This is a genomic window from Pseudoalteromonas sp. SR43-3, assembly GCF_014163875.1.
Taxonomy (GTDB): Bacteria; Pseudomonadota; Gammaproteobacteria; order Enterobacterales; family Alteromonadaceae; genus Pseudoalteromonas; species Pseudoalteromonas distincta.
In genome coordinates, this window is record NZ_JACJEC010000013.1 from 74,913 (window position 1) to 99,428 (window position 24,516).

The following is a 24,516-nucleotide window of genomic DNA, read 5'->3' on the forward strand; positions in this document are numbered from 1 at the left end:
TAAACAAGCAGTGTATTTTACTAGCAGTAAAGCGCCGTGTTTAAGTAGATTAAGGATAAACCAATGAGCAACTCTATTTTAAAAAGTGCCAGCTTTGATCCCAAAGTGAAGCAATACTGGATGACCATGGCATGCTTTTTTAGTGCCGTTGCACTAGTGACCATTCCACTTATACCTTTGGTGTTATTTGTTGTATGGCTGGTGGCAGGTAAAATTTTGGCCGCTATGTCGGCGCAATTACTCACGCAAAAGCTGGTTGTTAAACGCGGCATTTTATTTAAAGAAGAAAAATCTATACCGCTTGAAAAAATAACCGATGTTGGGCTGAACCAAGGGCCGCTTATGCGCTTTTTTGGCTTATATCGGTTAAGCTTTGAAACTGCAGGGCAGTCAGGAAATGGTGCATTGGTGTCATTACTTGGTGTTGAAAATGCCAGTGAGTTTAGAGAAGCCATACTTGAGCAAAAAGATAACTTAGCTGCGCAAGCCCCTAAAACACAGGAGCTTGCTGAAGATCACCTCAACCAAGCATTACTTGCTCGCTTAGTTGAGGTAGTAGAGCGCATAGATACGCGTTTGGCAGCTTTAGAGGCGAAGCGTTAAGCGTTTTGTAATTGAGCCTGACCTGCCAGCATACTTAGCTCTTTGGTACGGCTTTCAACAACCTGATATTCGCGCGCTTTAATTGTGCTTATATAATTCCACTTAGCACTGGCTTTTGCAGGTGTAAATGTAACGGTTAAATAGCCGCGCTCTACTAAATTATTATAAGCAAGGTCATCAACTAATAAGGCAATTACTTGCTCTATTTGCGCTACGGTTTGTGCATCTTGTGTGTTTAGCGCTAAATATTCTTCAAGCCCTGGTGATGAAACCGATGCCGTTGCAAATTCCACCCCAGCATTTTGTGAGGCTGCAATAGGGTTACTGGCATCAGTTTTAAGCTGTCCCGCCCAGCCGTTATGAGTATCTCCGGCTAAAACTACTAAGTTTTTTTGTGCTGCAATAGCGGTACCTAATAATACTTCTCGCTCGTAGGCATAGCCATCCCACGCATCAAGGTTATACGGTATGGTGGTTTGAACACGGGCAAGCTCTGCCTCGGTTACACTTGGGTCGCCCGCTAATACACGGCCTTTAATTTGCGCCAGCTCTGCAAATAATACATTAGCCTGTGCGAGCAATTCACTTGGATCGCCACCATTTGCCTGAGCACTTTGTAAGCTAGCAAGTAGTAACATGACCTCTACTGGTAAGTGCATTTTTGTCATTAGCACTTGTTGCCCTAACACTTGCCACTGTGTGCTTGAGGTCGTGATTGCATCGCTAAGCCATGTAAGTTGTTCGCTGCCTAATAATGCACGGTCAGTCGCGCCTATTGCTGCAGCAAATGCGCTTTGCCCGGCAGGGGAGGTAAGGTCAAAATCACTATAGTTAAGCTGCTCATCACGGGCTAATACACGAGTATCTAGCATGTATAAAGAGACTAAATTACCAAACTCAAAGCGTCGGTAAATACGTTCTTTGTCGGCTACATTACGAATTGGCATCCACTCAAAGTAGGCTTGTAGTGCATTGAGTTTACGTTGGCTAAATTCGCCTTCACCTTCGTTATGATTTTCTGCGCCTTCGCGCCATGTGTCGTTGGTGATTTCGTGGTCGTCCCACACTGTTATAAATGCACAGTGGCTATGGGCTGCTTGTAAGTCGGCATCGAGGCGATAATTTGCATAGCGTTTTCTATAATCGGTCAGTGCGATAATTTCGCTGCTGTTATCTAAGGGTAGCAGTCGCTCCAACTGTGCGGCGTCTTCGGTTGCATAACCCGTATTGCTGTATTCGTATATGTAATCACCTAAGTGCAGTACCGCATCTAAATCGCTTTGCTTAGCAATTTCGCCATACACATGAAAATACCCGGCAGGATAATTTGCGCACGATACAACAGCTAATTTCACCTGATCAACCGCACCGACAGGAAGCGTTTTACCTTGTCCGATAGGGGAGGTTTTTCCGTGTGCATTAAAGCGATAGTAATAAACGGTGTTGGCATCAAGCCCTTGTAAATCAACTTTAAGAGTAAAGTCGGTGGTATCACTGATATGTGTTTCACCATCGTGAACAATATTTGTAAAGCTTTGGTCGGTGGCGGCTTGCCATTGTACTTTTAACGATTTAGTTGTTACATCGAGTGGGGTTACACGGGTCCAAATAATTAAGCTATCGCTTAGCGGGTCGCCGCTGGCAACGCCGTGGTCAAAGCTAACGGGTGTGTCGTCATCATCGTCAAAACGACAACCTGTTAAACCAAGTGATAATACGGCAGCGCCAAATCCTGCTGCCGATGCTTTTAAAAAACTTCTCCGTGTAAATGCCATTGCTTTGTACCTGTAAAATGTAAAAAGCAAAGTGTAGGCAATTTAGGTTACTTTTTTGTGAAGAAATTAAAAAACTTCACTTACTTGCGTTGCATTACACGTAATAACGGTAACGTTTTCGTAGCCTACGCGGGTTAGCGCTTCTGCACCTAAGGTGGCGCGGGCACCGCTGGCACAATGTAAGTAAATAGGGCGTGCAGCGTCTTTTTCTATTTCCATTAGCTTCATTTCGAGTAATCCGCGTGGAATATTTATTGCCCCTACCGCAGCTACATTGGCATGCTCAGCAGGTTCTCGTACATCAATAAGTAAACCCTTATTTTGTTCAAGTTCGAGTTTCGCCTGCGCTGCGTCAATACGGCGTTGGTTAGGTGTGATAATTTTTAGTAAGTCAGGGATTGATGTAAGCATTAGTTTGTAAATCCTCTTTTTCTTAAAAAAGACATTAATGAGTGCTACTTGGTATAAGTAGGTGAATTGAGTTAATACTTATAAATAACGTTAAAAACTGAAAGTTACTTTATATAAAGTAACTTAATAGTGCGGATACTGCTACAGCACTTCCGCCGATTAATAAAATGGCATCGTTAATTTTGTGATTACCTTAATATTAGTAAAGTCTAATGTTAATTATATTAGAACCTACTAATGTAAAAGTCTATACTTAAAAAGGTATCAAAAAGAGAAATAATAAAAATGAATATTGAACAACTAGCTGTCAACGCAGAGCAAGCCGAACAGTTTTTAAAATTAATGGCTAACAAAAATCGCTTAATGATTTTATGTAGTTTATTACAAGGTGAGCAAAGTGTAGGTGAGCTAAATAAAAATGTACCTTTAGCACAGTCAGCGTTATCTCAGCATTTAGCAAGTTTACGCAAGGCAGATATGGTTGCTACTCGCAGAGAAGGGCACACTATTTATTACTCGTTGACCGACCCAAAAGTTGAGTCGTTCATTGCTTTGCTATATGAGTGGTTTTGCCGAGCAGAAAATACTAAATAAACGTAGCTATTTCATCGAGTGATTTTTTATCCAGTGCATGAGCAGGTATTGTTGCATCATCACTTGGGTAGCCTGTAATAAGTAGCATGTATGGGCGTTCGTTATCTTTATCGCGATTACATATGTCGGTCAAAAAACTCATTGGCTTTGGAGTATGAGTAAGGGTTGCCAAACCACTGCGGTGCAAAGCTTGAATTAAAAAGCCGGTAGCTAAGCCAACAGACTCATGCACATAATAATTCGTATTTTTATCATCGGTGCTTACGCCGCCCTTTTTTTGACTAAATACAGCTATAAGCCAAGGTGCATGCTCTAAATAAGGTTTATTGGCGTCGGTACCTAACGGTTTTAGCGCATCTAACCATTCTTCACCTGCTCTGCCTTCGTAAAAAGAACGCTCTAATTTTTCTGCGGCTTCTCTTATTTGTTTTTTTACATCGCTACTGTTTATAGCCACAAAATGCCAAGGCTGATGATTCGCTCCACTTGGTGCTGTGCCAGCTGCTTTTATACATGCTTCAATAATATTTTTTGGTACTGGGCGATCGCTAAAGCTGCGAATGCTATGGCGGCGTTGGCTGGTTTGTAAAAACTCGTTAGCACGATTTAGCATTTCTTCATGTGGATATTCTATAAAGTCATTTAACGGCTGGCTTTGGTGATCTTGCATGGCTTTTCGTTTCTTATAAAAAGTATATGTGGTTTTTATACCGAGTGAATACAGTGCAGGCAAGTGTTATGAGTTTAAATTATGTTTATTTATTGTTATAAATTTAACCAGCAAGTAACTTATGTTCCTATTTTCCTTGTGGTATAAAACATTATAAAAATAATTACTCATATTCAAGGAAGTAAAAATGCTATCAATAACAGGGTTATCTAAAACCTACGATAATGGCGTACATGCACTACAAGGTGTTGATTTATCTATAGGAAAAGGAATGTTTGGGCTGCTAGGGCCAAATGGCGCAGGTAAATCATCGCTAATGCGTACCATTGCAACACTGCAGTCGGCTGATTCGGGTTCAATCACTTTTGATGGTATTGATGTTTTTAAAGACCCACAGGCTCTGCGCCAACGTTTGGGTTATCTACCGCAAGATTTTGGTGTGTACCCGCGTGTTAGTGCTTACGACTTACTGGACCATATGGCTGTTTTAAAGGGAATTCATAATAAAGCAGAGCGTAAAGAGTCGGTTGAAGGATTACTTGCACATACTAATTTATATCAACATCGCTCAAAAGCGGTCAGTGGCTTTTCGGGCGGTATGCGCCAGCGTTTTGGTATTGCACAGGCATTACTGGGTGACCCTGATTTACTAATCGTTGATGAGCCAACAGCGGGGCTAGACCCAGAGGAACGTAATCGTTTCCATAACTTATTAGTAAGCTTAGGCGAGCAAAAAGTCGTTATATTATCGACCCATATCGTTGAAGATGTTGCAGAGCTTTGCCCAAACATGGCGGTGCTGGCAGGCGGTAAAATACTATTAGAGGGCAATCCAATTGCCCTTACCGATAAACTCCAAGGCCAAATTTGGCGCAAAGCCATGAGCCAAGAAGAAGCGCTAGAGCTTGAACCGCAGCTGCCTGTTATTTCAAAACGCTTATTTGCTGGGCAAACCATATTACATGTATTAGCCAATGAAGCCCCTGAAGGTTTTGAGCTCAGCAGTGCAAACCTAGAAGATGTGTATTTTTCTACGTTGCTTAATCATCGTAACAGCCAAGTAGCATAAGGGGGCGCTATGTTTTTTAATATGCTAGCGTTTGAGCTGCGCTATTTTATGCGTCAGCCTTCGTTTTATGTGACCTCATTAATATTCTTTTTTATGGCGTTTTTTATAAGCTCCAGTAGTAAGTTTCCGTTAGGTGGGGCTAATGTTCATATGAACTCGCCTTATACCATTATGGTTTTAACGGTTACCTTTTGTACGATTGCTATGTTTTTAGTGGTTAACTTTGTTGCAAGCTCAGCGATTCGCAACAGCGAGACCAAAATGGATGAGCTGGTGTTTAGTAAGCCCGTTAACCCGCTTGCTTATCAATCAGGACGTTTTTTTGGTGCTTACTTGGTTGTGCTAGTTGTTTTTTTAACTGTGCCATTAGGCGTGTGTTTAGGATCTCAATTTGGTTTGTTGGTTGGCTGGCTCGATAGCGAGCTAGTAGGCCCTAATAGGTTTATATATTACGCAGCGCCTTTTTTATATTTAGCAGTGCCAAGCTTATTGGTGCTCAGTGCTATTTTTAATAGTGTGGCGGTCTATTTTAAAACCATGATGGCGGTATATGTAACGGCCGTGGTGATTTATATAAGCTACCAATTGGCGAGTATCTATTTTGATGATTTAGCGTTTAGAAATATTGTTGTTTACGCAGACCCATTTGGCACTGGTTCATTAATTGACTTAACCCGTTACTGGACTGTAAGTGATAAAAATACTGAAGTGTTAACGCTTTCGGGCGATTTTTTAATTAACCGTATTTTATGGGTAGCAATAAGTTTAGCGATGTTTTTTGGCCTCGGAAAGTTAGGTAATCGCGTAGTCACTAAAAAACAGAAAAAGCAATTTGCTGTCTCAACGTTTGTAAAAAATAAACAAGCAGCACTTATTAGCAGCGCTAAAAATTACAAGTCAAAAGGGGTAAATACGAAATCGCAATTAGTAATGCGCAGCTTATTTGAACTTAAGCAAGTTATATTAAGTGCCCCTTTTATGATTTTAGCAGGTGTCAGTATTACTATGTTACTCGCACCACTTTTTGCACCTATTGGCGCATATGGCACAACGGATTGGCCGCTCACACAAAACATGGTGGGCATTATTCAAAACTCCTCCGCTTTGTTTATGTTTATCATTATTGCTTATTACAGCGCAGAGCTGGTTTGGCGAGAACGCCAAAGTGGTATGGGTGATATTGTTGACAGTTTCCCGGTGCATAACAGTGTGTTTTGGGTATCTAAAATTATTGCGTTAATCACTGCAGTTTGTGGCCTTTATTTAGTAGGCATGATGTTTACCATTGCAGTGCAGCTATTTAAGGGGCAATTTAACCTAGAGCTTAGTCAGTACTTATTTAGGTTGGGTTACCTTACATTACTGCCTTTAATTATGATGGCTATATTGGCGTTCTTTTTACAAATAATTAGCCCTAATAAATACATAGGTATGGGTTTATTTATTCTGTATTACATTGCTCAAATGGTAATGGGTGCTTACGGGTTTGAGCATCATATGTATCATTTTTCTCAAAGCAGTAGCGTACCGTATTCTGATATAAATGGTTATGGACATTTTTTACAAGGCGCGCATTGGTATACCCTATATTGGGGGGCATTGAGTGTGTTTTTAGCTATTGTAGGGTTTGCTTTATGGCATCGCGGCCCGTCGCAATCATTGCGTACTCGTTTATCTTTAGTGCGTTACAACATGTCTTTAAAAGGCCAGATTGCAGCCGTTATAAGTTTATTGGTATTTGTGGGCGCGGGTTATAACATTTATTACAACACCCGTGTAATCAACGAGTTTGTAACAAGTGATGATAACGAAGCGCTACAAGTAAGGTATGAGCAAGAGTTTTCACAATACAAAGACTTGCCACTGCCTATAATAACTGATGTTGACTTACACATTGATATTTATCCTAAAAAGCGTGCTTTAAATGCCGTGGCTAAAATTAAGTTTACCAATACCGCAAACGAGCCAATAACCCGTGTGTTAATCAACGAGCCTAGCCAATCTAAAAGCTGGGATGTAAAAATGGCGGGCGGAAAAATAGTAGAGCGTTTAACCGATTTTGGCATGGTATGGTTTGAGTTTGAACAACCGCTAATGCCCAATGAAGTACGAGAAGGCGAGCTCTCAGTTTCTCGTGAACACGACGGTTTTGTTGATAGGAGATCTGATACTCAACTCGTGCACAACGGTACATTTGTAAATAATGGAGAATTATTACCAAATTTTGGTTATCAAAAGTATTTTCAAATTGCCGATAAGTATGAGCGCCGCAAGCACGATTTACCTGAACTTGAGCGCGCACATAAACTAGAAGACAGCCGCTATTATACGCAAAATGAGTTTGGGCCTGCTAATGGATTTATAAACTACAAGGCAACCGTAACCACCGATGAGTCACAATTTGCGATTACTCCAGGTTACTTAAAAGATGAGAGTGTAAAAGATGGACGCCGCACCTTTGTTTATGAAATGGATGCTCCAATTATAAACTTTTACTCTGTGCTTTCGGCAGAGCTTGAAAGTAAAAAGGTTGAGCATAACGGGGTAAATATTGAGGTGTACTACCACAAAGATCATGCATGGAATGTTGACCGCATGATTGAGTCAGTTCAAGACTCAATAGATTACTACACGCAAGCCTTTGGCCCGTATCAGCATAGACAGCTTCGTATTATTGAGTTTCCTAAGTATCGCTCGTTTGCGCAAAGTTTTGCCAATACGGTACCTTACTCAGAAAGTATTGGCTTTATTACAGACTTAAGAGATGAGAGTAAAGTTGACCTACCTTACTATGTAACCGCACATGAAGTTGCACACCAATGGTGGGGGCATCAAGTATCTGGGGCTAATGTAGAAGGCAGCGCCGTTATTTCTGAATCGCTCTCCCAATACAGTGCGCTTATGGTGCTAAAAAAACGCTTTGGCGCCGAGAAGCTTCGTAAATTCTTAAAGTACGAGTTAGATAAATACTTAATGGGCCGTACTGGCGAAGCCTTTGAAGAAATGCCACTATATAAAACGCAGGCTCAACAATACCTTCATTACAATAAAGGCTCAGTTGCGATGATGGCGATTTATGATCGTTTAGGTGAAGTACGCTTAAATGCAGCACTTAAAGCGTTTTTGAATGAGTTTAAATATCAATCAACGCCATACCCAACCACACTTGATTTACTTAGTTATTTAAAGCGAGATGCAACACAAGCTGAACAACGTTTTATTGATGATCAGTTTAAATATATAACGCTTTATGAGCTTGAAATGAAAGAAGTGTCGGTTACTGATGATGTTGATGGCGAAGGTTTTTATACAGTAACACTGAGCGTTGAAGCAACTAAGCAGCATGCCGATGGACAAGGTGAAGAAACTGAGCAGCCGCTCGATGAGCTAATTGATATTGCATTATTTAGCGACGACCCTGAAAACTTACTCGCTGAAGACTTTGTTATTTACTCGCAAAAGCATCAAATAGTATCTGGTACCAATACTATTGAGCTAAAAGTAAAAGAAAAACCATTATTTGCAGGGGTTGATCCTTACATTAAGCTGGTCGACAAAGACAGTAAAAACAACTTAGCTAAGTTTTAAAGTCTATTTATTTACTAACCAATTAAACTGACTACTTTAAAGGCCGCATTTATGCGGCCTTTATGTGTAATAAACTGTATAAAACTTCATAGCGTTTCTACATATTCCCCACAGCTTTTTACGCTAATATTTTATGTTCTCTTATAAAGTTACCTTACTGGTATTTAGTTTATAAGGAAGAGTATGAAACCATTAATTATAGGGGCGATAGCATTAAGCCTCAGTGCTTGTTCTGCGGTAACCATTCAGCCACAGGCAACAGCAAAAATAACGAGCCAAGCTAATTACGAAGATAGCCGCCCATTTTATTTATGGGGATTAGTGGGTGAGCAGCGGGTAGACGTAAAACAAATATGTTCAAATACACCGGTTATTCAAATGCAGTCACAGCAAACGTTTAGTGATGGAGCGCTGAGTTTAATTACGCTTGGAATATACTCGCCTCATACCATTAAAGTGTGGTGCCAAGAGCAAGTACTAGAGGAGGCATTATGAGCATCAAGCTATTTGCAGCCGGTTGCACACTGATTATTTTAACGGGGTGTACAAATATTTACTTTGATAACGGTATGCAGAGCAAAGTAAGCAATAAAACGCTAAAAAGCTCACAGTGGCATCATAATTTTGCACTTGCGTTGTACGAGGGATCAGAGCCGTTAGATTTAACAACACATTGCCCACAAGGGGAGTGGCAAAGCGTTCATACGTATAAATCGTTTACTAATGGTTTAGCTGAGGTGGTTGTGAATCAAATTGGCCCAGCTTGGTACCCTAAAACAGTAGAAGTACAATGTAATAAGGTACCATTTAAAGCAAAACAGCTATAAAACTAGAAAAGGGCCAAAAGGCCCTTCGTGTCGCAGCAAGTAACACATTCTTTCTTATAAATTAAAGTCTACAGAATAAGCAACGTAAGCTTTAATATCTGAGTCATCCATATCTGTATCAGATAAACCAAAAGTGAACCCATCTTTCGAAATTGATACACCGTAATCTAAGATATTATCATCGCCAATAAAGTCACCAGAGTAGTGGCCTAAGTGAAGTGCCATTTCAGTGCCGTTACTGCCAACAGCAAAACCGTAGTCAGCTGTCAGGTAAAGTGAATCACCAAAGTCTGTACCATCACCACTTGCAGCTGATGTTGCAAGTACTGAAGCACCAAATGTAAAGCCTTCAACACTGATGCTACCGTAAATTTCAGAGAAATCTGCGTCAGCTTCAGAAGCTGCATCTGGGTAAGCGTAATAAATATAGCCAACATCATAGCTAACGCTTTCGTTAATGTCGCCACCAAAGCCTGCATATAAATCAAGCTCATATGTCATTTCATCTGCCCACGATGCATTTGAAGCCCAAGTACCTGCATAAAAGCCCGATTCATTGGCGTAATCAATACCGCCTGAAATAGCTGCATCGCCCCCAGTTTGCTCTTGACCACGCCATAAGTAGTTTGATGTTGCCGCTGCATTAGCTGTTACTTCAGCATGTACGGCTGTTGATGTTAAAGATGTTGCGCCCATTAATGCTATAGCACTTATAGCGATGGTTTTTTTTAGTTTTAGCATGTCCATTTCCCGTTATATGATTTTTGCTCGCCAAGGTTTTTATTATGTATTCGGAACCTTTAGGCTGACGGCTTTTTATTGTTTAACTAACGGGATAATTGCACTGTATGTGCCAGCTTCATTATTTTTTATTAAAAATTATTTTTATACATTAAAAACATGAGCTTGTATTTTATAGATTGAGAAGAGATATGGTATGTAGGAAGATGTTGCGCACACTGCTGGTGCATAAATTAACCTAGCCGCACCATAAAAGTACGGCTAAATTAGAAGTTTTTAGCCAAATATAGTGCGCATAAGGCTAATTGTTTCGTTTACACTACGACCTTTTTGAACTTCACTCACAATTGAATCGCGCTTACTGCGAATGTGCTCAGGAATATCGTCAGCAGCAAGTGCGCGGTCTACTAAAATTTCTGCAGACTCTTTACCTCTACGCTGAGTTTTACCTGTCGTAGTTGTAGTTCGTTTAGGCTTACTTAACAGTTTGATGTAGTTAGAGTTATCTGGTGTTTTTGCATCAGCATAGTGAAAGAAACATGGGATTAGTGCTTTAATAGCAACTAATTGTTCTTCTAACTCATTACTAGGTTTAGCCATTTTGTACCATGACATAGCTTGAATACCTTTTACAATATCTTGCCAGTAACGCTCAAAATCACTATTTTTTAGTTTAGAAACACCAAGGGCACCGCATAATGCATCTAATCGATTGTTTGTGATCGGAGTAAATATATCAGGGCGACGCATTGCAAGCAGTCGTGTTGCAGGCGCAAGTGTTGGTTTTTCATTATTGTCGGTGAATATTTTTGAATAAGCAGCAACAAATTGTTGATATTCGTATTGAGTAATGTCACCTTCAAGTGGAATATTTACTAGTGCATCGTCAAAGGCACCTGGTAAATCGCCAAGCATTTGATGAAAGCTCTTCGCACTTTTTGTTGATGCAAACCATTCAACGTCAAAGTTGTATGTGCTTGGATCAAGTGATGCCATGTGCTTACCGCTAAACGCAAGTAAGTCTTCAGGAATCATATCTTTAAGAGATTGTTCACGAATGCTTTTAATGTAGTCTACTAAGCGAAGCTGTTCATCAAGAGCAATAACGTCTTTGTGTTGTTCTACAAATACACTTACTACAGGCCACGGAGCAATACGTAAAGTTTTAACCTGTAAAAAGCTGATAGCTGAAATAAGCTGATCGTGTAGCTTTTTAAGTACTGGTAATTGCTGCGGCTCTAGTAAATCGTAGTTCATACGATCTCTGCTTGCACTTAGCAATTCGTAACACCAAGGTAAAAAATCATCAGGGTGGTTTTCTACTTTCACGGCCATAAGGTTAAGGCTTAATTCTGAAGATTGCTTCAGAATGTTCTGATAGATTTGATTTTCTTGTTCGCCTAGCGTCATTTTTGACGGTGAAATTAGCAGTTTTTTCATGCCTTGTAGAATCTCCGGTTTAGATATATATTTTTTTGCTGGTCTATTTTAGCGCAATTACGTTAATAACAACAGCGCTGTCCTCCATACGTTGTAATTGAAGTAGCTAAATCGGTGTTTTTGCTAATAGAATGAGACTAACGCTTTAACATGTATCAATCATTTTTATCTAGTACAAAGAGACTTTCAACTGAGGTATTAAAATGCTTTGCTATTTTTAGAGCAATTATTACCGAAGGGGTAAATCGTGCCGTTTCTACTGTACTAATAGTCTTACGTGAAACCGCAATTAGATCAGCCAAGTCTTGTTGAGAAAGGCCTGCTTCTTTGCGGTATTTTGCAATTTTATTTTGCACTTTTGCTCCTAATCTTTGCTTTGCCAAAGAATTGATACGCCGTATATTAAACTCATTACAGCAAGGTAAAATGTAGCCATCATGCTGTGAGATACTTCTAAAGCAAGAGTATCGGAGAGTAAGTACACGCCACCCATACTAAAAAGTAAGCCAAGCATGACATGTTTATAGGCAATAGTGTCGATGGTATTTAAATACTCATCTTTATATGTAAGGTGGTATTTCATTCTCCATGTAAACCCGCCTCTGATCACAAACATAAAGAATGAACCTAAAAAAGCAGCAGTTCCTAAAAACAATAGTGGGGCTGATGTTTGATTAAGCATTGGGTAAACACTAATGATTAATAAAGTGACCCCCATGAATAATGAAAACCATGCATTTTGGCCCATAAATTTTTCTTCACTTTTAATATCGTAATTAGACATAGCTCATTTCCTTTTAAAATTTTTACAATATGTAACCTGTAGGTATCAATGTAACCTTAAGGTTTCATTGGGTCAATATTTATTTGTAACCTAAAGGTATCAAAATGTTTCAGGGGCGATTCAGGATGGGAATGTAATATCTAATAAAAAGCTTTTTTATCAGAACGACAATGATTTTAAGGCTAACACTCGCTATGATAAGAACATTATTTGCACGTTTTAAAGGACGATCATGAAAACCTTACTTAAAATTGTAGGTGTAATACTTTTACTATGTATAGCACTAATTGTTGCCGCACCGTTTTTAATCCCTACAGATACTATTTTTAATAAAGTGTCGCAGCAGGTAGAACAAACAACTGGGCGCACTCTTACTATTAAAGGTGATAAAACACTTAGCGTATTCCCTGCATTAAAGTTAGAACTTAACGACGTGCATTTTGCAAATATGGAATCAGGTTCGCGCGCCGATATGGCGAGTATGAAACAGCTTGCTGTACACATACCTTGGTTTTCATTATTTGGTGGTGAGTTTAAATTAGATAAGTTTGTGATAAACGAACCAAATATCCTATTAGAAACCGACAAAAATGGTAAAGCCAATTGGCAGTTGTTTGACGCAGTTGCAGAGCAACCAAAAGAGCAGAGCCAATCAGGTGAAGCGATAAAGCTTCCAGATAACTTTGATATTGAGTTAGGTGAGGTTGCTATTTATGGCGGCACATTTACTTATCTAGATGGTCAAACAGGTGCCAAACAACAAATTAGCGATTTAGAACTCGCTATTTTACTTCCTTCACTTCGTAAAACATTAGAAGTAAAAGGGGGTATTACTTATATGCAAGAGCGTTTTGATCTTGATATAAAATTAGATACTCCTGCTAAAGCAATTGAAGGTGCTACTTTTAATGTTAAACAAACCTTAGATTCTCGTTTAGTTGATTTAACGTTCGAAGGGAGCATAGCTAAGCAAGGCCAAGATATTAAGGGTCAGTTAGCACTAAGCGGTGAGTCTGTTAAAAGTATTGCGAAATGGCAAGGTGTAGAGCTAGACGCTAAAGACAATGCATTTAACGGATTTAGTGTAAACGGTAAAATGCACCTACTAGGTGAGAAATTTAATCTAGAAGATTTAGTTGCGACGTTAGACGCATTAGAAATAAAAGGTAAGAGCGAGCTTAACCTAGGTAAGCGTTTAGCAGTAAATGCTGATATTGATTTAGGTATGCTTGACTTAAACCCGTATCTACCTGAAGCAGTGGCAAAACAAGAAGAGCCAGAAGAGCAAGAAGATAAACCTGCAGAGCCAATAGTATGGGATGACACTAAAATTGATTTAAGTGCATTAAATTCACTAGATGCAAATGTAGTGATTCGTTCAAGTGGATTAAAAGCAAATGATATTAAATTAGGCGCAAATCAATTTACTGTTACTTTAAAAAATAGCGTTGCAAAACTAAGCCTAGATAGCTTTTCTGCTTATGAAGGGTCAGGTAAAGGCGTTATCAATGTAAACGCACAGCAAGTACCTTATAAAATATCAACTAACTTTGACTTAGCTGGAATAGATGCACAGCCTTTATTAACGGATGCGGCAGGTTTTGACAAGCTAATGGGTAAGGGGTCTTTAAATTGGAACCTAAACACAACTGGCCAAAGTCAAAAGTCGTTTATTGGTGCGCTTAATGGAAAGCTTGGATTTGAGTTTGCTGATGGAGCTGTAAAAGGTGCAAATATAGCTGAGATGGTTCGTAAAGGTAAGGAACTCATTTCAGGTAACTTTGGTGCTGCATCTGAAGGGCTTGATACCGGATTTGAAGAATCTGAGCAAACAGATTTTTCAGCATTAACTGGAAGTTTTAACTTTACTAATGGCGTTGGCAAAAATACCGACCTATCACTTATCAGCCCACTTATTAGAATATCAGGTGAAGGCGACGTTGATTTACCGCAAACAACGGTCAACTATCGTTTGGTTACAGGTATAGTTGGATCTATCGAAGGTCAGGGAACTACCGATGACAGCACTGGCTTTAAAATACCACTACGTATAAAAGGGCCTTTCCACGATGTAGGTATAAAGCTAGATGTTGGTGATGCGCTCAAAGATGAAGCTAAGCAGAAGGTCGATGAGGCAAAAGAAAAAGCCAAAGACAAAGCAAAAGATAAAATTAAAGATAAATTAAAAGGTTTATTTGGTTAATTTATTACACTTTAAACAAACAAGGCACATTACAGGTGCCTTGTTTGTTTTGTAACCACCTGTAAAATAGCTACATAGCCGTAATTACTCAGCTTTAATTTCCCATCACTCCAAATTAATTAAAAAATAACCTATCGCTACCCCCTCAATGCTGGTACAATTGCCCGCCCTTAAGAGACAACTCGTTTGTTTTTGAGTGGGATTTAATCGAAATGTCTTGATTTTAAACAAATTTAAGACACGTTGTAATTACTACACCGGAGGTCATTAACATGATCCAAATGCAAACTCAGCTGGAAGTTGCTGATAACAGCGGCGCTCGCAAAGTGCAGTGTATAAAAGTCCTTGGTGGTTCTCACCGTCGCTACGCAGCGATTGGCGACATCATTAAAGTTTCTGTAAAAGAAGCTATTCCTCGCGGTAAAGTGAAGAAAGGTGATGTTAAAAACGCGGTAGTTGTGCGTACCAGAAAAGGTGTTCGCCGTCCAGATGGTTCACTGATCCGTTTTGACAGCAACGCTGCTGTTATCTTAAATGATAACTTACAGCCAATTGGTACACGTATTTTCGGCCCTGTGACTCGCGAACTTCGTAATGATAAGTTCATGAAAATCGTTTCACTAGCCCCAGAAGTACTGTAAGGAGCCAATCATGGCAGCAAAAATACGTCGTGATGACGAAGTAATCGTACTAGCAGGTAAAGACAAAGGTAAGCGCGGAAAAGTGCTTTCAGTTGTTACTGAATCTGGTCGAATCTTTGTCGAAGGCATAAACTTGATCAAGAAACACCAAAAGCCGGTTCCACAATTGAACCAAGCTGGCGGCATTGTTGAGAAAGAAGCATCTATGGATGCATCAAACGTTGCGATCTTCAACTCGGAAACGAGTAAAGCTGATCGTGTAGGTTTCAAGATTGAAGATGGTAAGAAATTACGTATCTTTAAATCTACTGGTAAAACTATCTAATAGTTGGAGTAGAATGATGGCGAAACTGCATGAAGTATATAAAGACAAAGTAGTTGCTGAACTTCAAGAGAAGTTTGGTTTCAGCTCTGTCATGCAAGTCCCTCAGATCGAAAAGATCACATTGAATATGGGCGTGGGCGAAGCCCTAGCTGACAAGAAGATTTTAGATAACGCAGTAGCGGATCTAGCAGCAATCTCTGGTCAGAAACCTTTAATCACTAAAGCACGCAAATCTGTTGCTGGCTTTAAAGTGCGTGAAGGCTACCCGATTGGTTGTAAAGTAACCCTACGCGGCGAGCGTATGTGGGACTTTTTTGAGCGTTTGGTATCAATCGCTATCCCACGTATTCGTGACTTCCGTGGCGTAAGTGCAAAGTCTTTTGATGGACGTGGCAACTACAGCATGGGCGTACGTGAACAAATCATCTTCCCAGAAATCGATTACGATAAAGTAGACCGTGTACGCGGTATGGATATTACTATCACTACTTCTGCGAAATCTGATGAGGAAGGCCGTGCGTTGTTAGAAGCGTTTAACTTCCCATTTAAGAAATAAGGGTAGGGTTATGGCAAAGAATTCTATGAAAGCGCGCGAAGCAAAGCGCACAAAACTAGTTGCTCAGTACGCTGAAAAGCGCGCTGCACTAAAAGCTATCATCAGTGATGTTAACACATCTGAAGATGATCGTTGGGACGCGGTACTTAAGCTACAAGCTTTACCACGTGATTCTAGCCCTGCACGTCAACGTAATCGTTGTAACATTACGGGCCGCCCACATGGTTTCCTTCGCAAATTCGGCATGAGCCGTATTAAAGTTCGCGAAGCAGCTATGCGCGGTGAAATTCCTGGCCTTAAAAAGGCTAGCTGGTAATAGAATCATGGGAGTAAGACTATGAGCTTGCAAGATCCTATCGCGGATTTGTTCACACGAATTCGTAACGGTCAATCAGCGAAGAAAGTATCTGTAACGATGCCAACTTCAAAGCTGAAAGTAGCATTAGCTAAAGTACTAAAAGACGAAGGTTATATCGTAGATTTCGCTGTTAACGGCGAAACTAAACCTGAGCTTTCTATCGAGTTGAAGTACTTCGAAGGCAAAGCTGTAATTGAAAATATCCAGCGTGTAAGTCGCCCTGGTTTACGTATCTATAAGAAACGTGACCAATTACCTAAGGTAATGGGTGGTCTTGGTATCGCTATCGTATCAACTTCTAAAGGCCTAATGACAGACCGCGCAGCACGTAGTGCTGGTGTTGGTGGTGAAATCATTGGTTTTGTAGCTTAATCGGAGGGGAACTATGTCTCGCATAGCAAAGGCACCAATTACTGTTCCTGCCGGTGTAGAAGTTACATTAAAAGGCCAGGAAATCACAGTTAAAGGCAAAAACGGTGAACTTACTCGTACAATCAACAACGCTGTTGAAGTACAAGTAAATGACAACGTTATTACTACTTTACCTCGTGATGGCGTAGCTAATGCATGGGCTCAAGCAGGTACTGCTCGCGCTCTAATCAACAACATGGTTGTTGGTACGCATGAAGGTTACGAGAAGAAACTTCAGTTAGTAGGCGTGGGTTACCGTGCTGCAGCGAAGGGTAAAACATTAGATTTAACTCTTGGCTTCTCACACCCAGTTAATTTCGCAGTTCCTGAAGGAATTACGATTGAAACTCCAAGCCAAACAGAAGTTCTAGTTAAGGGCGTAGACAAGCAGTTAGTTGGTCAAACAGCTGCTAACATTCGTGCATACCGTAAACCTGAGCCTTATAAAGGTAAGGGTGTTCGTTATTCAGATGAGAATGTACGCCGTAAAGAGGCTAAGAAGAAGTAAGGTAAGACGATGGATAAAAAAACAGCTCGTCTACGTCGTGCTAAACGCACTCGTAGAAATTATATTGAACAAGGCACAACGCGTCTTGTTATCCACCGCACGCCACGTCACATATACGCTCAAGTTGTAAATGCTGAGGGTAATGTACTGGCTGCTGCTTCTACTGTTGAAAAGGCTATTAGCGAAACAGTTAAAGGCACCGGTAACGTTGAAGCTGCGCAAGCAGTTGGCAAAGCGGTTGCTGAACGTGCGGCTGACAAAGGCATCGAAAAGATTGCTTTTGATCGCAGTGGCTTTAAATATCACGGCCGTGTGAAGGCGCTAGCTGATGCTGCGCGTGAAGCCGGTTTGCAATTCTAGGAGTAGACTATGGCTAACGTAGAAGCAAAGCAACAACAGCCTGATCTAGCTGAAAAGCTAATCGCGGTGAACCGTGTGTCTAAAGTAGTTAAAGGTGGTCGTATCTTTAGCTTTACTGCACTAACTGTAGTTGGTGACGGCGCAGGTAAAGTAGGTTTTGGTTATGGTAAAGCACGTGAAGTTCCAGCTGCTATTCAAAAAGCAATGGAAAAAGCACGTCGCAACATGATCAATGTAGACCTAAATGGCAATACATTACAGCATCCTGTTAAGGGACGTCATGCTGGCTCACTAGTGTTCATGAAACCAGCCTCTGAAGGTACTGGTATCATCGCAGGTGGTGCTATGCGTGCAGTACTAGAAGTGACTGGTGTTCAGAACGTACTTTCTAAATGTTACGGTTCTACTAACCCAATCAACGTAGTACGTGCAACGATTTCGGCTCTTGAGAATATGAATTCTCCACAGTCAATCGCTGCAAAACGTGGCCTTCGCGTAGACGAAATACTGGGGTAACCATGGCAAATCAAACTGTAAAAGTAACACAAGTAAAAAGCTCTATCGGTCGTTTACCGAAACATAAAGCTACATTACGCGGTCTTGGTTTACGTCGTATCAACCACACTGTTGAGTTAGAAGACACAGCATGTGTACGTGGTATGATAAACAAGGTTTCTTACATGGTTAAGGTAGAGGGTTAATTCGATGCATTTGAATACACTTTCACCTGCTGCAGGTTCAAAAACTGCTCCAAAACGTGTTGGTCGTGGTATCGGTTCTGGTCTAGGTAAGACTGGTGGTCGTGGTCACAAAGGTCAAAAATCACGTTCTGGCGGCAAAGTACGCGTTGGTTTTGAAGGCGGTCAAATGCCTATGCAACGTCGTCTACCTAAATTTGGTTTTACTTCTCGCAAATCTTTAGTATCTGCAGAAATAAACCTTTTTGAAATCGCTAAAGTTGAAGGCGATGTGGTAGACCTAAGCGCGTTACAAGCAGCTGGTCTAGTTAAAAAGAACGTTCTTTTCGTTAAAGTTGTTAAATCTGGCGAAGTTTCACGCGCTGTTACCGTTAAAGGCCTTAAAGCCTCTAAAGGTGCTCGCGAAGCTATTGAAGCTGCCGGAGGCAAGGTAGAAGACTAAGGAAGTACTAATGGCTAAACCAGGTCAAGATACAAAAAGTGCACAAGGTGGACTTTCGGAATTGAAGCGCCGATTACTCTTCGTATTGGGTGCTATCATAATTTACCGTCTAGGTTCATTTGTGCCGATCCCTGGGATTGACGCCGCTGTACTTGCCGATTTCTTCGAGCAACAAAAGGGCACCATTGTTGAAATGTTCAACATGTTCAGTGGTGGTGCACTTGAGCGAGCTTCAGTGTTAGCACTGGGTATTATGCCGTATATCTCGGCTTCGATTATTACGCAACTATTAACGCATATGTATCCTCCGTTTATAGAGCTTAAGAAAGAAGGTGAGCAAGGGCGTAAAAAAATTAGCCAGTACACACGCTATGGCACGCTTGTGCTAGCTACTATTCAATCAATCGGTATTGCTACTAGCTTACCGGGCATGATGGAGGGGTTAGTTGTTAACCCTGGTATGGGTTTCTATTTCACCGCTGTGGTGAGTTTAGTTACTGGTACTATGTTCCTTATGTGGTTGGGTGAACAAATAACAGAGCGCGGTATCGGTAACGGTATCTCTGTTCTAATATTTGTTGGTATTGTAGCTAACTTGCCGTCTGCTATTGGTTCGACAGTCGAAATGGCGCGCCAAGGTGATTTGAATGTTTTTGTACTGTTGATGGTTGCGGTAATCGTATTCGCTGTTACTTATCTTGTAGTGTTTTTCGAACGTGGACAACGTCGTATTGTTGTTAACTACGCTAAACGCCAACAAGGTCGTCAAGTATTTGCTGCCCAAAGCACGCATTTACCACTAAAAGTAAATATGGCGGGTGTTATTCCACCAATCTTCGCTAGCAGTATAATTCTGTTCCCTGGTACAATTGCTAGCTGGTTCGGCCAAGGTGAAGGTCCAGTCGCTGATGTATTACAAGCTGTTGCTACTACGTTGACTCCAGGTCAACCGTTGTACTCGCTTGTTTTAGCTGCGGCCATTATCTTCTTCTGCTTTTTCTACACAGCGTTGGTTTTTAACCCACGTGAAACAGCAGATAACCTTAAGAAATCTGGCGCATTTATCCCAGGTATTCGTCCAGGTGAGCAGACATCTAAATACATTGATAAAGTGATGACACGCCTGACATTGGCAGGTGCTTTGTATATAACCTTTATCTGTCTGGTGCCTGAATTCATGACGATGGCGTGGCAAACGCCATTCTACTTCGGCGGTACATCAGTTTTGATTATCGTTGTAGTAATCATGGACTTTATGGCACAAGTACAGACTCACCTGATGTCTCATCAGTATGATTCTGTGCTGAAAAAAGCGAACCTTAAAGGCTACGGTCGATAAGGTCAGTTTACGGAGTTGAGCAATGAAAGTACGTGCTTCCGTTAAGAAAATATGCCGTAACTGTAAAGTTATTAAACGTGCTGGTGTAGTACGCGTAATTTGCAGTGAGCCTAAGCATAAGCAAAGGCAAGGCTAAGTAAACAGTCGTGCAGGCTGAGTTTTCTCGGCCTGTGTTTTTAGTAGTGATTTGGTCTTCGTTTGAGTATCCTTACGGGCTTTTCAAACTTTTGATTACCAAATTCGAATATAGGAGATGTGTTAGTGGCCCGTATTGCTGGCATTAACGTCCCTGATCATAAACATGCAGTTATTGGTTTAACAGCTATTTATGGCATAGGTAAGACTCGCTCTAAGGCTATCTTAGAAGCGACTGGTATCGCCGAAACCACAAAAATCGGTGAACTTTCAGACGAAATTCTTGACGTACTGCGTGATGCAGTTGGCAAGTACACTGTTGAAGGTGATCTTCGTCGTGAAGTTACTTTAAATATCAAGCGCCTAATGGACCTTGGTTGTTATCGTGGCCTACGTCACCGTCGCTCTTTACCATTACGTGGTCAAAGAACTAAGACTAACGCGCGCACCCGTAAGGGTCCTCGTAAGCCTATTAAGCGATAAGGGGATAGTATTATGGCTAAGACACCAATTCGTCGTAAAAAGGTTAAAAAACAAGTTGCTGATGGTATGGCTCATGTTCATGCGTCTTTCAACAACACTATTGTAACGATTACCGACCGTCAAGGTAATGCACTATCATGGGCTACTGCCGGTGGTTCAGGTTTCCGTGGTTCACGTAAATCTACACCATTTGCTGCTCAGGTTGCTGCAGAGCGTGCAGGTACTGCTGCTCAAGAATACGGTTTAAAAAATCTAGAAGTTTTCATTAAAGGTCCAGGTCCAGGTCGTGAGTCTGCTGTACGTGCTTTGAATGCTGCTGGTTACCGTATTACCAACATTACTGACGTGACGCCAATACCACATAATGGTTGTCGTCCACCGAAGAAACGTCGCGTTTAACAATAGGTTAGGAGAAATAACATGGCAAGATATTTGGGCCCTAAGCTCAAGCTGAGTCGTCGTGAAGGTACTGACCTGTTCCTTAAGAGCGGCGTAAGAGCTATCGACTCTAAGTGTAAACTTGAGACTGCACCTGGTCAGCACGGCGCTCGTAAAGGTCGCTTATCTGATTACGGTTTACAATTACGTGAAAAGCAAAAAGTACGTCGTATCTACGGTGTATTAGAAAAGCAATTCCGTAACTACTACAAAGAAGCTGCTCGCCTTAAAGGCAACACAGGTGAAAACTTGTTACAGCTTTTAGAGCAACGTTTAGACAATGTTGTATATCGCATGGGTTTTGCTAGCACACGTGCAGAAGCACGCCAGTTAGTAAGCCATAAAGCGATTTTAGTTAATGGTCGTGTTGTGAACATTCCTTCATACGTAATTACTCCAGAAGATACTGTTGTAATCCGTGAGAAGTCTAAGACGCAAGCACGTATCATCGCTGCTCTAGAGTTGGCTGAGCAACGTGAAAAGCCGACTTGGGTTGAAGTTGACGGTAAGAAATTGGAAGGCAGCTTTAAGCGTCTACCTGAGCGTTCAGACCTGTCTGCGGACATTAATGAACAACTAATCGTCGAACTTTACTCTAAGTAAAGTTAAGAGTTAAGAGAGGATAAAATGCAGGGTTCTGTTACAGAATTTCTAAAACCAAGGTTAGTCGACATCGACGCTATCAACCCAACGCGTTCTAAAATAGTTTTAGAACCATTAGAGCGTGGCTTTGGCCATACTCTGGGTAATGCTTTACGCCGTATATTACTTTCATCTATGCCTGGATGTGCAGTAACTGAAGTTGAAATCGACGGTGTATTACATGAGTACAGCGCGAAAGAAGGCGTTCAAGAAGACATCATTGAAATACTATTAAACCTTAAAGGTTTAGCAGTAACGTTAGAAGGCAAAGATGAAGTTTTTCTGACCCTGACTAAATCTGGTGTAGGCCCTGTTACTGCGGCTGATATTCAGCACGATGGCGATGTAACAATTGCTAATCCAGATCACGTTATTTGTAATTTAACTACAAATAACAGCGAGATCAGCATGCGTATTCGTGTTGAACGTGGTCGTGGTTATGTGCCGGCATCTAGTCGTTTATCCTCTGATGACGATGAGCGTCCAATTGGTAGATTGTTGCTTGATGCATCATTTAGCCCAGTTGAACGTATTGCGTACTCGGTTGAATCAGCTCGAGTTGAGCAACGTACAGATTTAGACAAGTTAATCATTGATATGGAAACAAACGGCACTTTAGATCCAGAAGAAGCGATCCGCCGTGCGTCTACTATCTTAGCTGAGCAATTAGATGCATTCGTAGATTTACGTGATGTAACTGAGCCAGAAGAGAAAGAAGAGAAGCCAGAATTCGATCCTATTCTACTTCGTCCAGTTGATGATCTTGAATTAACAGTACGCTCAGCAAATTGTTTGAAAGCCGAGCAAATTCAATATATCGGTGATTTAGTTCAGCGCACTGAAGTTGAGCTTCTTAAAACGCCTAATCTAGGTAAGAAGTCTCTAACTGAAATTAAAGACGTGCTAGCTTCACGTGGACTTTCTCTAGGTATGCGCCTAGAAAATTGGCCACCTGCAAGCTTAGCTGAATAATCTAAATCACTATATTAGTTTAGTTAGAAGGATAGGGTCATGCGCCATCGTAAGAGTGGTCGTCAATTAAACCGTAACAGTAGCCATCGTAAAGCGATGTTTAGCAATATGGCAGGTTCTTTGGTGAAACATGAAATCATCAAAACTACTTTGCCAAAAGCGAAAGAGTTACGTCGTGTAATTGAACCTTTAATCACACTGGCTAAGACTGACAGTGTAGCAAATCGCCGTTTAGCGTTTGCTCGCACGCGTGATAATGAAGTTGTTGGTAAATTATTCAGTGAAATCGGTCCACGTAACGCGGATCGTCCAGGTGGTTACACTCGTATTCTTAAGTGTGGCTTCCGTACTGGTGATAATGCACCAATGGCTTATATTGAACTAGTTGGTCGCCCAGCGACTAGCGAAGCAGTTCAAGAAGACGCACAGTCTGCAGAGTAAGTCTTAAAGAAACCTAAAAGCCGAGCTTATGCTCGGCTTTTTCTTGCCTAAAATTTGTCAAACTATATGAACCAGTAATTACCTTCTATTATGTGCATCGACTCATAGATTCTGAATCGATAGGTTGTTTCGACTGCTGTTTTAATAACTTAGCCTAGTTACCTTTACTTACCATTCATCCAAAATAGCCTATCCGGTTTTAGTTAAAGAGTATTTTCACTTTATATAGTAATTTACAATTATTAATAATAGCACTTCGAATTTAACTACCATTAAGCAATCCCTAACGAAGTTTTTAGTGATTAGAGCTGCTCAGAAGATATATGGGGTCGCTCTCTTATCTATATACCGGTACTAAGAACCTCATAGTAAAGCTAACCATTGGGGCCTTAGTAAACTCACTTCTCAAATAAAAATATAGCCCAATGAATTTAAATCTCAGCTTTTGACTATTTCAAATGATTTTAGTAACACGACTCTTAACTTATTGGTTGGCTTTTTCAGCATTGATGATCCAAATATGTCTCTACTGATCACTAGTTACCATAACTTTGACTTTAAATACCTCTTTAAACCCCTCAATACAGGAGGTTTAGTTGTGTTTTTGAGCGTTTAGCTCAAATACTCAGCGAACAGCACATTATTTCAAGTTTTCTTCAAAAAAGGGTTGATCTGTTTTCGGATCTCCCTATAATGCGACCCCACTGAGACGGGAAACAGCAACGCATAGCGAAGCACGAACAACTCAGGGTGTTAAGTAAAACTTAGATTGAATCTTTTTAGAAAGTTTAAATTTAAGTGTTGACAAAAAAATAGGAAAGCGTAATATGCGCAGCCCTAGCGAGATAAAGTTCAACTTTATAATCGCAACGTTCTTTAACAATATAAAGCAATCATCTGTGTGGGCACTCGTACAGATTGAGTTCTAACAGCTAAGCTACTTAGGTAGCGAGGCAAACAAATTAGAGTCTCAATTGAAAACTGAGTGACCAACAGAAGTAACTTATTTATAAGTTGCTTCGGCACAGTCAATTCAATATCGAAAGATATTAAAAAATTCAG

At 40.7% G+C, this 24,516-nt stretch carries 31 protein-coding genes; 24 read left to right on the plus strand and 7 right to left on the minus strand.

From position 1 onward, the window contains the following. Positions 1-63: 63 nt before the first annotated feature. A complete protein-coding gene (locus H5088_RS14430; RefSeq protein WP_182753434.1) occupies positions 64-603 on the plus strand; it encodes a PH domain-containing protein in 540 nt (179 codons plus the stop codon). Here H5088_RS14430 and H5088_RS14435 read toward each other — a convergent pair. Both H5088_RS14435 and H5088_RS14440 read right to left on the minus strand, forming a co-directional pair. Beyond that, positions 600-2,378, minus strand: a complete 1,779-nt coding sequence (locus tag H5088_RS14435; protein ID WP_182753436.1) for an alkaline phosphatase — start codon at positions 2,376-2,378, stop codon at positions 600-602. The genes H5088_RS14430 and H5088_RS14435 overlap by 4 nt on opposite strands. 66 nt (positions 2,379-2,444) lie before the next feature. Continuing rightward, the gene (locus tag H5088_RS14440) at positions 2,445-2,789 is read right to left on the minus strand and encodes a rhodanese-like domain-containing protein (protein ID WP_182753438.1); all 345 of its coding nucleotides are present in this window, start codon (positions 2,787-2,789) and stop codon (positions 2,445-2,447) included. Between the two features lie 285 nt (positions 2,790-3,074). On the opposite strand from H5088_RS14440, the gene H5088_RS14445 reads away from it, so the two are divergent. Further along, positions 3,075-3,383: a helix-turn-helix transcriptional regulator gene (locus H5088_RS14445; protein ID WP_182753440.1), complete on the plus strand. Its 309-nt coding sequence runs from the start codon at positions 3,075-3,077 to the stop codon at positions 3,381-3,383. Here H5088_RS14445 and H5088_RS14450 read toward each other — a convergent pair. Beyond that, the gene (locus H5088_RS14450) at positions 3,376-4,053 is read right to left on the minus strand and encodes a nitroreductase family protein (protein WP_024594835.1); all 678 of its coding nucleotides are present in this window, start codon (positions 4,051-4,053) and stop codon (positions 3,376-3,378) included. The two genes, H5088_RS14445 and H5088_RS14450, sit on opposite strands and share 8 nt — an antisense overlap. A 187-nt stretch (positions 4,054-4,240) precedes the next feature. Between H5088_RS14450 and H5088_RS14455 the strand changes: the two genes are divergently transcribed. The 4 genes from H5088_RS14455 (at position 4,241) to H5088_RS14470 (ending at position 9,537) form a co-directional block, all read left to right on the plus strand. Continuing rightward, entirely contained in the window at positions 4,241-5,122 is an 882-nt protein-coding gene (locus tag H5088_RS14455; protein WP_002959519.1) for an ABC transporter ATP-binding protein, read from the plus strand. A 9-nt stretch (positions 5,123-5,131) separates the two neighbouring features. Next, the gene (locus H5088_RS14460; RefSeq protein ID WP_182753442.1) at positions 5,132-8,710 is read left to right on the plus strand and encodes a M1 family aminopeptidase; all 3,579 of its coding nucleotides are present in this window, start codon (positions 5,132-5,134) and stop codon (positions 8,708-8,710) included. 183 nt (positions 8,711-8,893) lie between these two features. Beyond that, positions 8,894-9,205 (plus strand): Bor family protein, encoded by a 312-nt coding sequence (locus tag H5088_RS14465; protein ID WP_182753444.1) that lies wholly within the window; start codon positions 8,894-8,896, stop codon positions 9,203-9,205. Beyond that, positions 9,202-9,537, plus strand: coding sequence for a Bor/Iss family lipoprotein (locus H5088_RS14470; RefSeq protein ID WP_182753446.1), 336 nt, complete (start codon positions 9,202-9,204; stop codon positions 9,535-9,537). The genes H5088_RS14465 and H5088_RS14470 overlap by 4 nt, the downstream gene beginning before the upstream one ends. 54 nt (positions 9,538-9,591) lie before the next feature. Here the strand turns inward: H5088_RS14470 and H5088_RS14475 are convergent, their stop codons facing one another. The 4 genes from H5088_RS14475 to H5088_RS14490 form a co-directional block, all read right to left on the minus strand. Then, positions 9,592-10,278 (minus strand): TorF family putative porin, encoded by a 687-nt coding sequence (locus tag H5088_RS14475; protein WP_024591363.1) that lies wholly within the window; start codon positions 10,276-10,278, stop codon positions 9,592-9,594. A gap of 276 nt (positions 10,279-10,554) precedes the next feature. Further along, a complete protein-coding gene (locus H5088_RS14480) occupies positions 10,555-11,718 on the minus strand; it encodes a hypothetical protein (protein ID WP_024606326.1) in 1,164 nt (387 codons plus the stop codon). A gap of 155 nt (positions 11,719-11,873) precedes the next feature. Further along, positions 11,874-12,074: a helix-turn-helix transcriptional regulator gene (locus H5088_RS14485; RefSeq protein ID WP_002959505.1), complete on the minus strand. Its 201-nt coding sequence runs from the start codon at positions 12,072-12,074 to the stop codon at positions 11,874-11,876. A gap of 8 nt (positions 12,075-12,082) precedes the next feature. After that, complete coding sequence (locus H5088_RS14490; protein WP_182695845.1) at positions 12,083-12,502, minus strand: hypothetical protein; 420 nt, start codon at positions 12,500-12,502, stop codon at positions 12,083-12,085. Between the two features lie 232 nt (positions 12,503-12,734). Here H5088_RS14490 and H5088_RS14495 point away from each other — a divergent pair, with 232 nt between their 5' ends. From H5088_RS14495 to rplQ, 18 genes are all read left to right on the plus strand, one after another. After that, a complete protein-coding gene (locus H5088_RS14495) occupies positions 12,735-14,705 on the plus strand; it encodes an AsmA family protein (protein WP_182753448.1) in 1,971 nt (656 codons plus the stop codon). Between the two features lie 272 nt (positions 14,706-14,977). Beyond that, on the plus strand, positions 14,978-15,346 hold the full coding sequence (rplN, locus tag H5088_RS14500) for a 50S ribosomal protein L14 (RefSeq protein WP_002959498.1): 369 nt from the start codon (positions 14,978-14,980) through the stop codon (positions 15,344-15,346). 10 nt (positions 15,347-15,356) lie between these two features. After that, complete coding sequence (gene rplX / locus H5088_RS14505; protein ID WP_002959496.1) at positions 15,357-15,671, plus strand: 50S ribosomal protein L24; 315 nt, start codon at positions 15,357-15,359, stop codon at positions 15,669-15,671. Between the two features lie 16 nt (positions 15,672-15,687). Continuing rightward, positions 15,688-16,227, plus strand: a complete 540-nt coding sequence (rplE, locus tag H5088_RS14510) for a 50S ribosomal protein L5 (RefSeq protein WP_010554915.1) — start codon at positions 15,688-15,690, stop codon at positions 16,225-16,227. A gap of 10 nt (positions 16,228-16,237) precedes the next feature. Further along, on the plus strand, positions 16,238-16,543 hold the full coding sequence (rpsN, locus tag H5088_RS14515) for a 30S ribosomal protein S14 (RefSeq protein WP_006794245.1): 306 nt from the start codon (positions 16,238-16,240) through the stop codon (positions 16,541-16,543). Between the two features lie 21 nt (positions 16,544-16,564). After that, complete coding sequence (rpsH, locus tag H5088_RS14520) at positions 16,565-16,957, plus strand: 30S ribosomal protein S8 (RefSeq protein WP_002959491.1); 393 nt, start codon at positions 16,565-16,567, stop codon at positions 16,955-16,957. 13 nt (positions 16,958-16,970) lie between these two features. Continuing rightward, complete coding sequence (gene rplF, locus H5088_RS14525) at positions 16,971-17,504, plus strand: 50S ribosomal protein L6 (protein ID WP_002959488.1); 534 nt, start codon at positions 16,971-16,973, stop codon at positions 17,502-17,504. 9 nt (positions 17,505-17,513) lie between these two features. Further along, positions 17,514-17,864, plus strand: a complete 351-nt coding sequence (rplR, locus tag H5088_RS14530) for a 50S ribosomal protein L18 (protein WP_002959486.1) — start codon at positions 17,514-17,516, stop codon at positions 17,862-17,864. Between the two features lie 9 nt (positions 17,865-17,873). Then, the gene (gene rpsE, locus H5088_RS14535; protein WP_002959485.1) at positions 17,874-18,380 is read left to right on the plus strand and encodes a 30S ribosomal protein S5; all 507 of its coding nucleotides are present in this window, start codon (positions 17,874-17,876) and stop codon (positions 18,378-18,380) included. A gap of 2 nt (positions 18,381-18,382) precedes the next feature. Next, the gene (gene rpmD / locus H5088_RS14540; protein WP_002959482.1) at positions 18,383-18,565 is read left to right on the plus strand and encodes a 50S ribosomal protein L30; all 183 of its coding nucleotides are present in this window, start codon (positions 18,383-18,385) and stop codon (positions 18,563-18,565) included. A 4-nt stretch (positions 18,566-18,569) separates the two neighbouring features. After that, positions 18,570-19,004, plus strand: coding sequence for a 50S ribosomal protein L15 (gene rplO / locus H5088_RS14545; protein WP_002959480.1), 435 nt, complete (start codon positions 18,570-18,572; stop codon positions 19,002-19,004). 10 nt (positions 19,005-19,014) lie between these two features. Beyond that, a complete protein-coding gene (gene secY / locus H5088_RS14550; RefSeq protein WP_002959478.1) occupies positions 19,015-20,343 on the plus strand; it encodes a preprotein translocase subunit SecY in 1,329 nt (442 codons plus the stop codon). Positions 20,344-20,365: 22 nt separating this feature from the next. Beyond that, positions 20,366-20,479, plus strand: coding sequence for a 50S ribosomal protein L36 (gene rpmJ / locus H5088_RS14555; protein WP_002959476.1), 114 nt, complete (start codon positions 20,366-20,368; stop codon positions 20,477-20,479). Positions 20,480-20,604: 125 nt separating this feature from the next. Then, positions 20,605-20,961, plus strand: coding sequence for a 30S ribosomal protein S13 (gene rpsM / locus H5088_RS14560; RefSeq protein WP_002959473.1), 357 nt, complete (start codon positions 20,605-20,607; stop codon positions 20,959-20,961). Between the two features lie 12 nt (positions 20,962-20,973). Then, a complete protein-coding gene (gene rpsK, locus H5088_RS14565) occupies positions 20,974-21,360 on the plus strand; it encodes a 30S ribosomal protein S11 (protein WP_002959471.1) in 387 nt (128 codons plus the stop codon). Between the two features lie 21 nt (positions 21,361-21,381). Continuing rightward, positions 21,382-22,002 (plus strand): 30S ribosomal protein S4, encoded by a 621-nt coding sequence (gene rpsD, locus H5088_RS14570; protein WP_002959461.1) that lies wholly within the window; start codon positions 21,382-21,384, stop codon positions 22,000-22,002. A gap of 24 nt (positions 22,003-22,026) precedes the next feature. After that, entirely contained in the window at positions 22,027-23,013 is a 987-nt protein-coding gene (locus H5088_RS14575; protein ID WP_002959452.1) for a DNA-directed RNA polymerase subunit alpha, read from the plus strand. A gap of 39 nt (positions 23,014-23,052) precedes the next feature. After that, on the plus strand, positions 23,053-23,454 hold the full coding sequence (rplQ, locus tag H5088_RS14580) for a 50S ribosomal protein L17 (protein WP_002959450.1): 402 nt from the start codon (positions 23,053-23,055) through the stop codon (positions 23,452-23,454). Positions 23,455-24,516 lie beyond the last annotated feature (1,062 nt).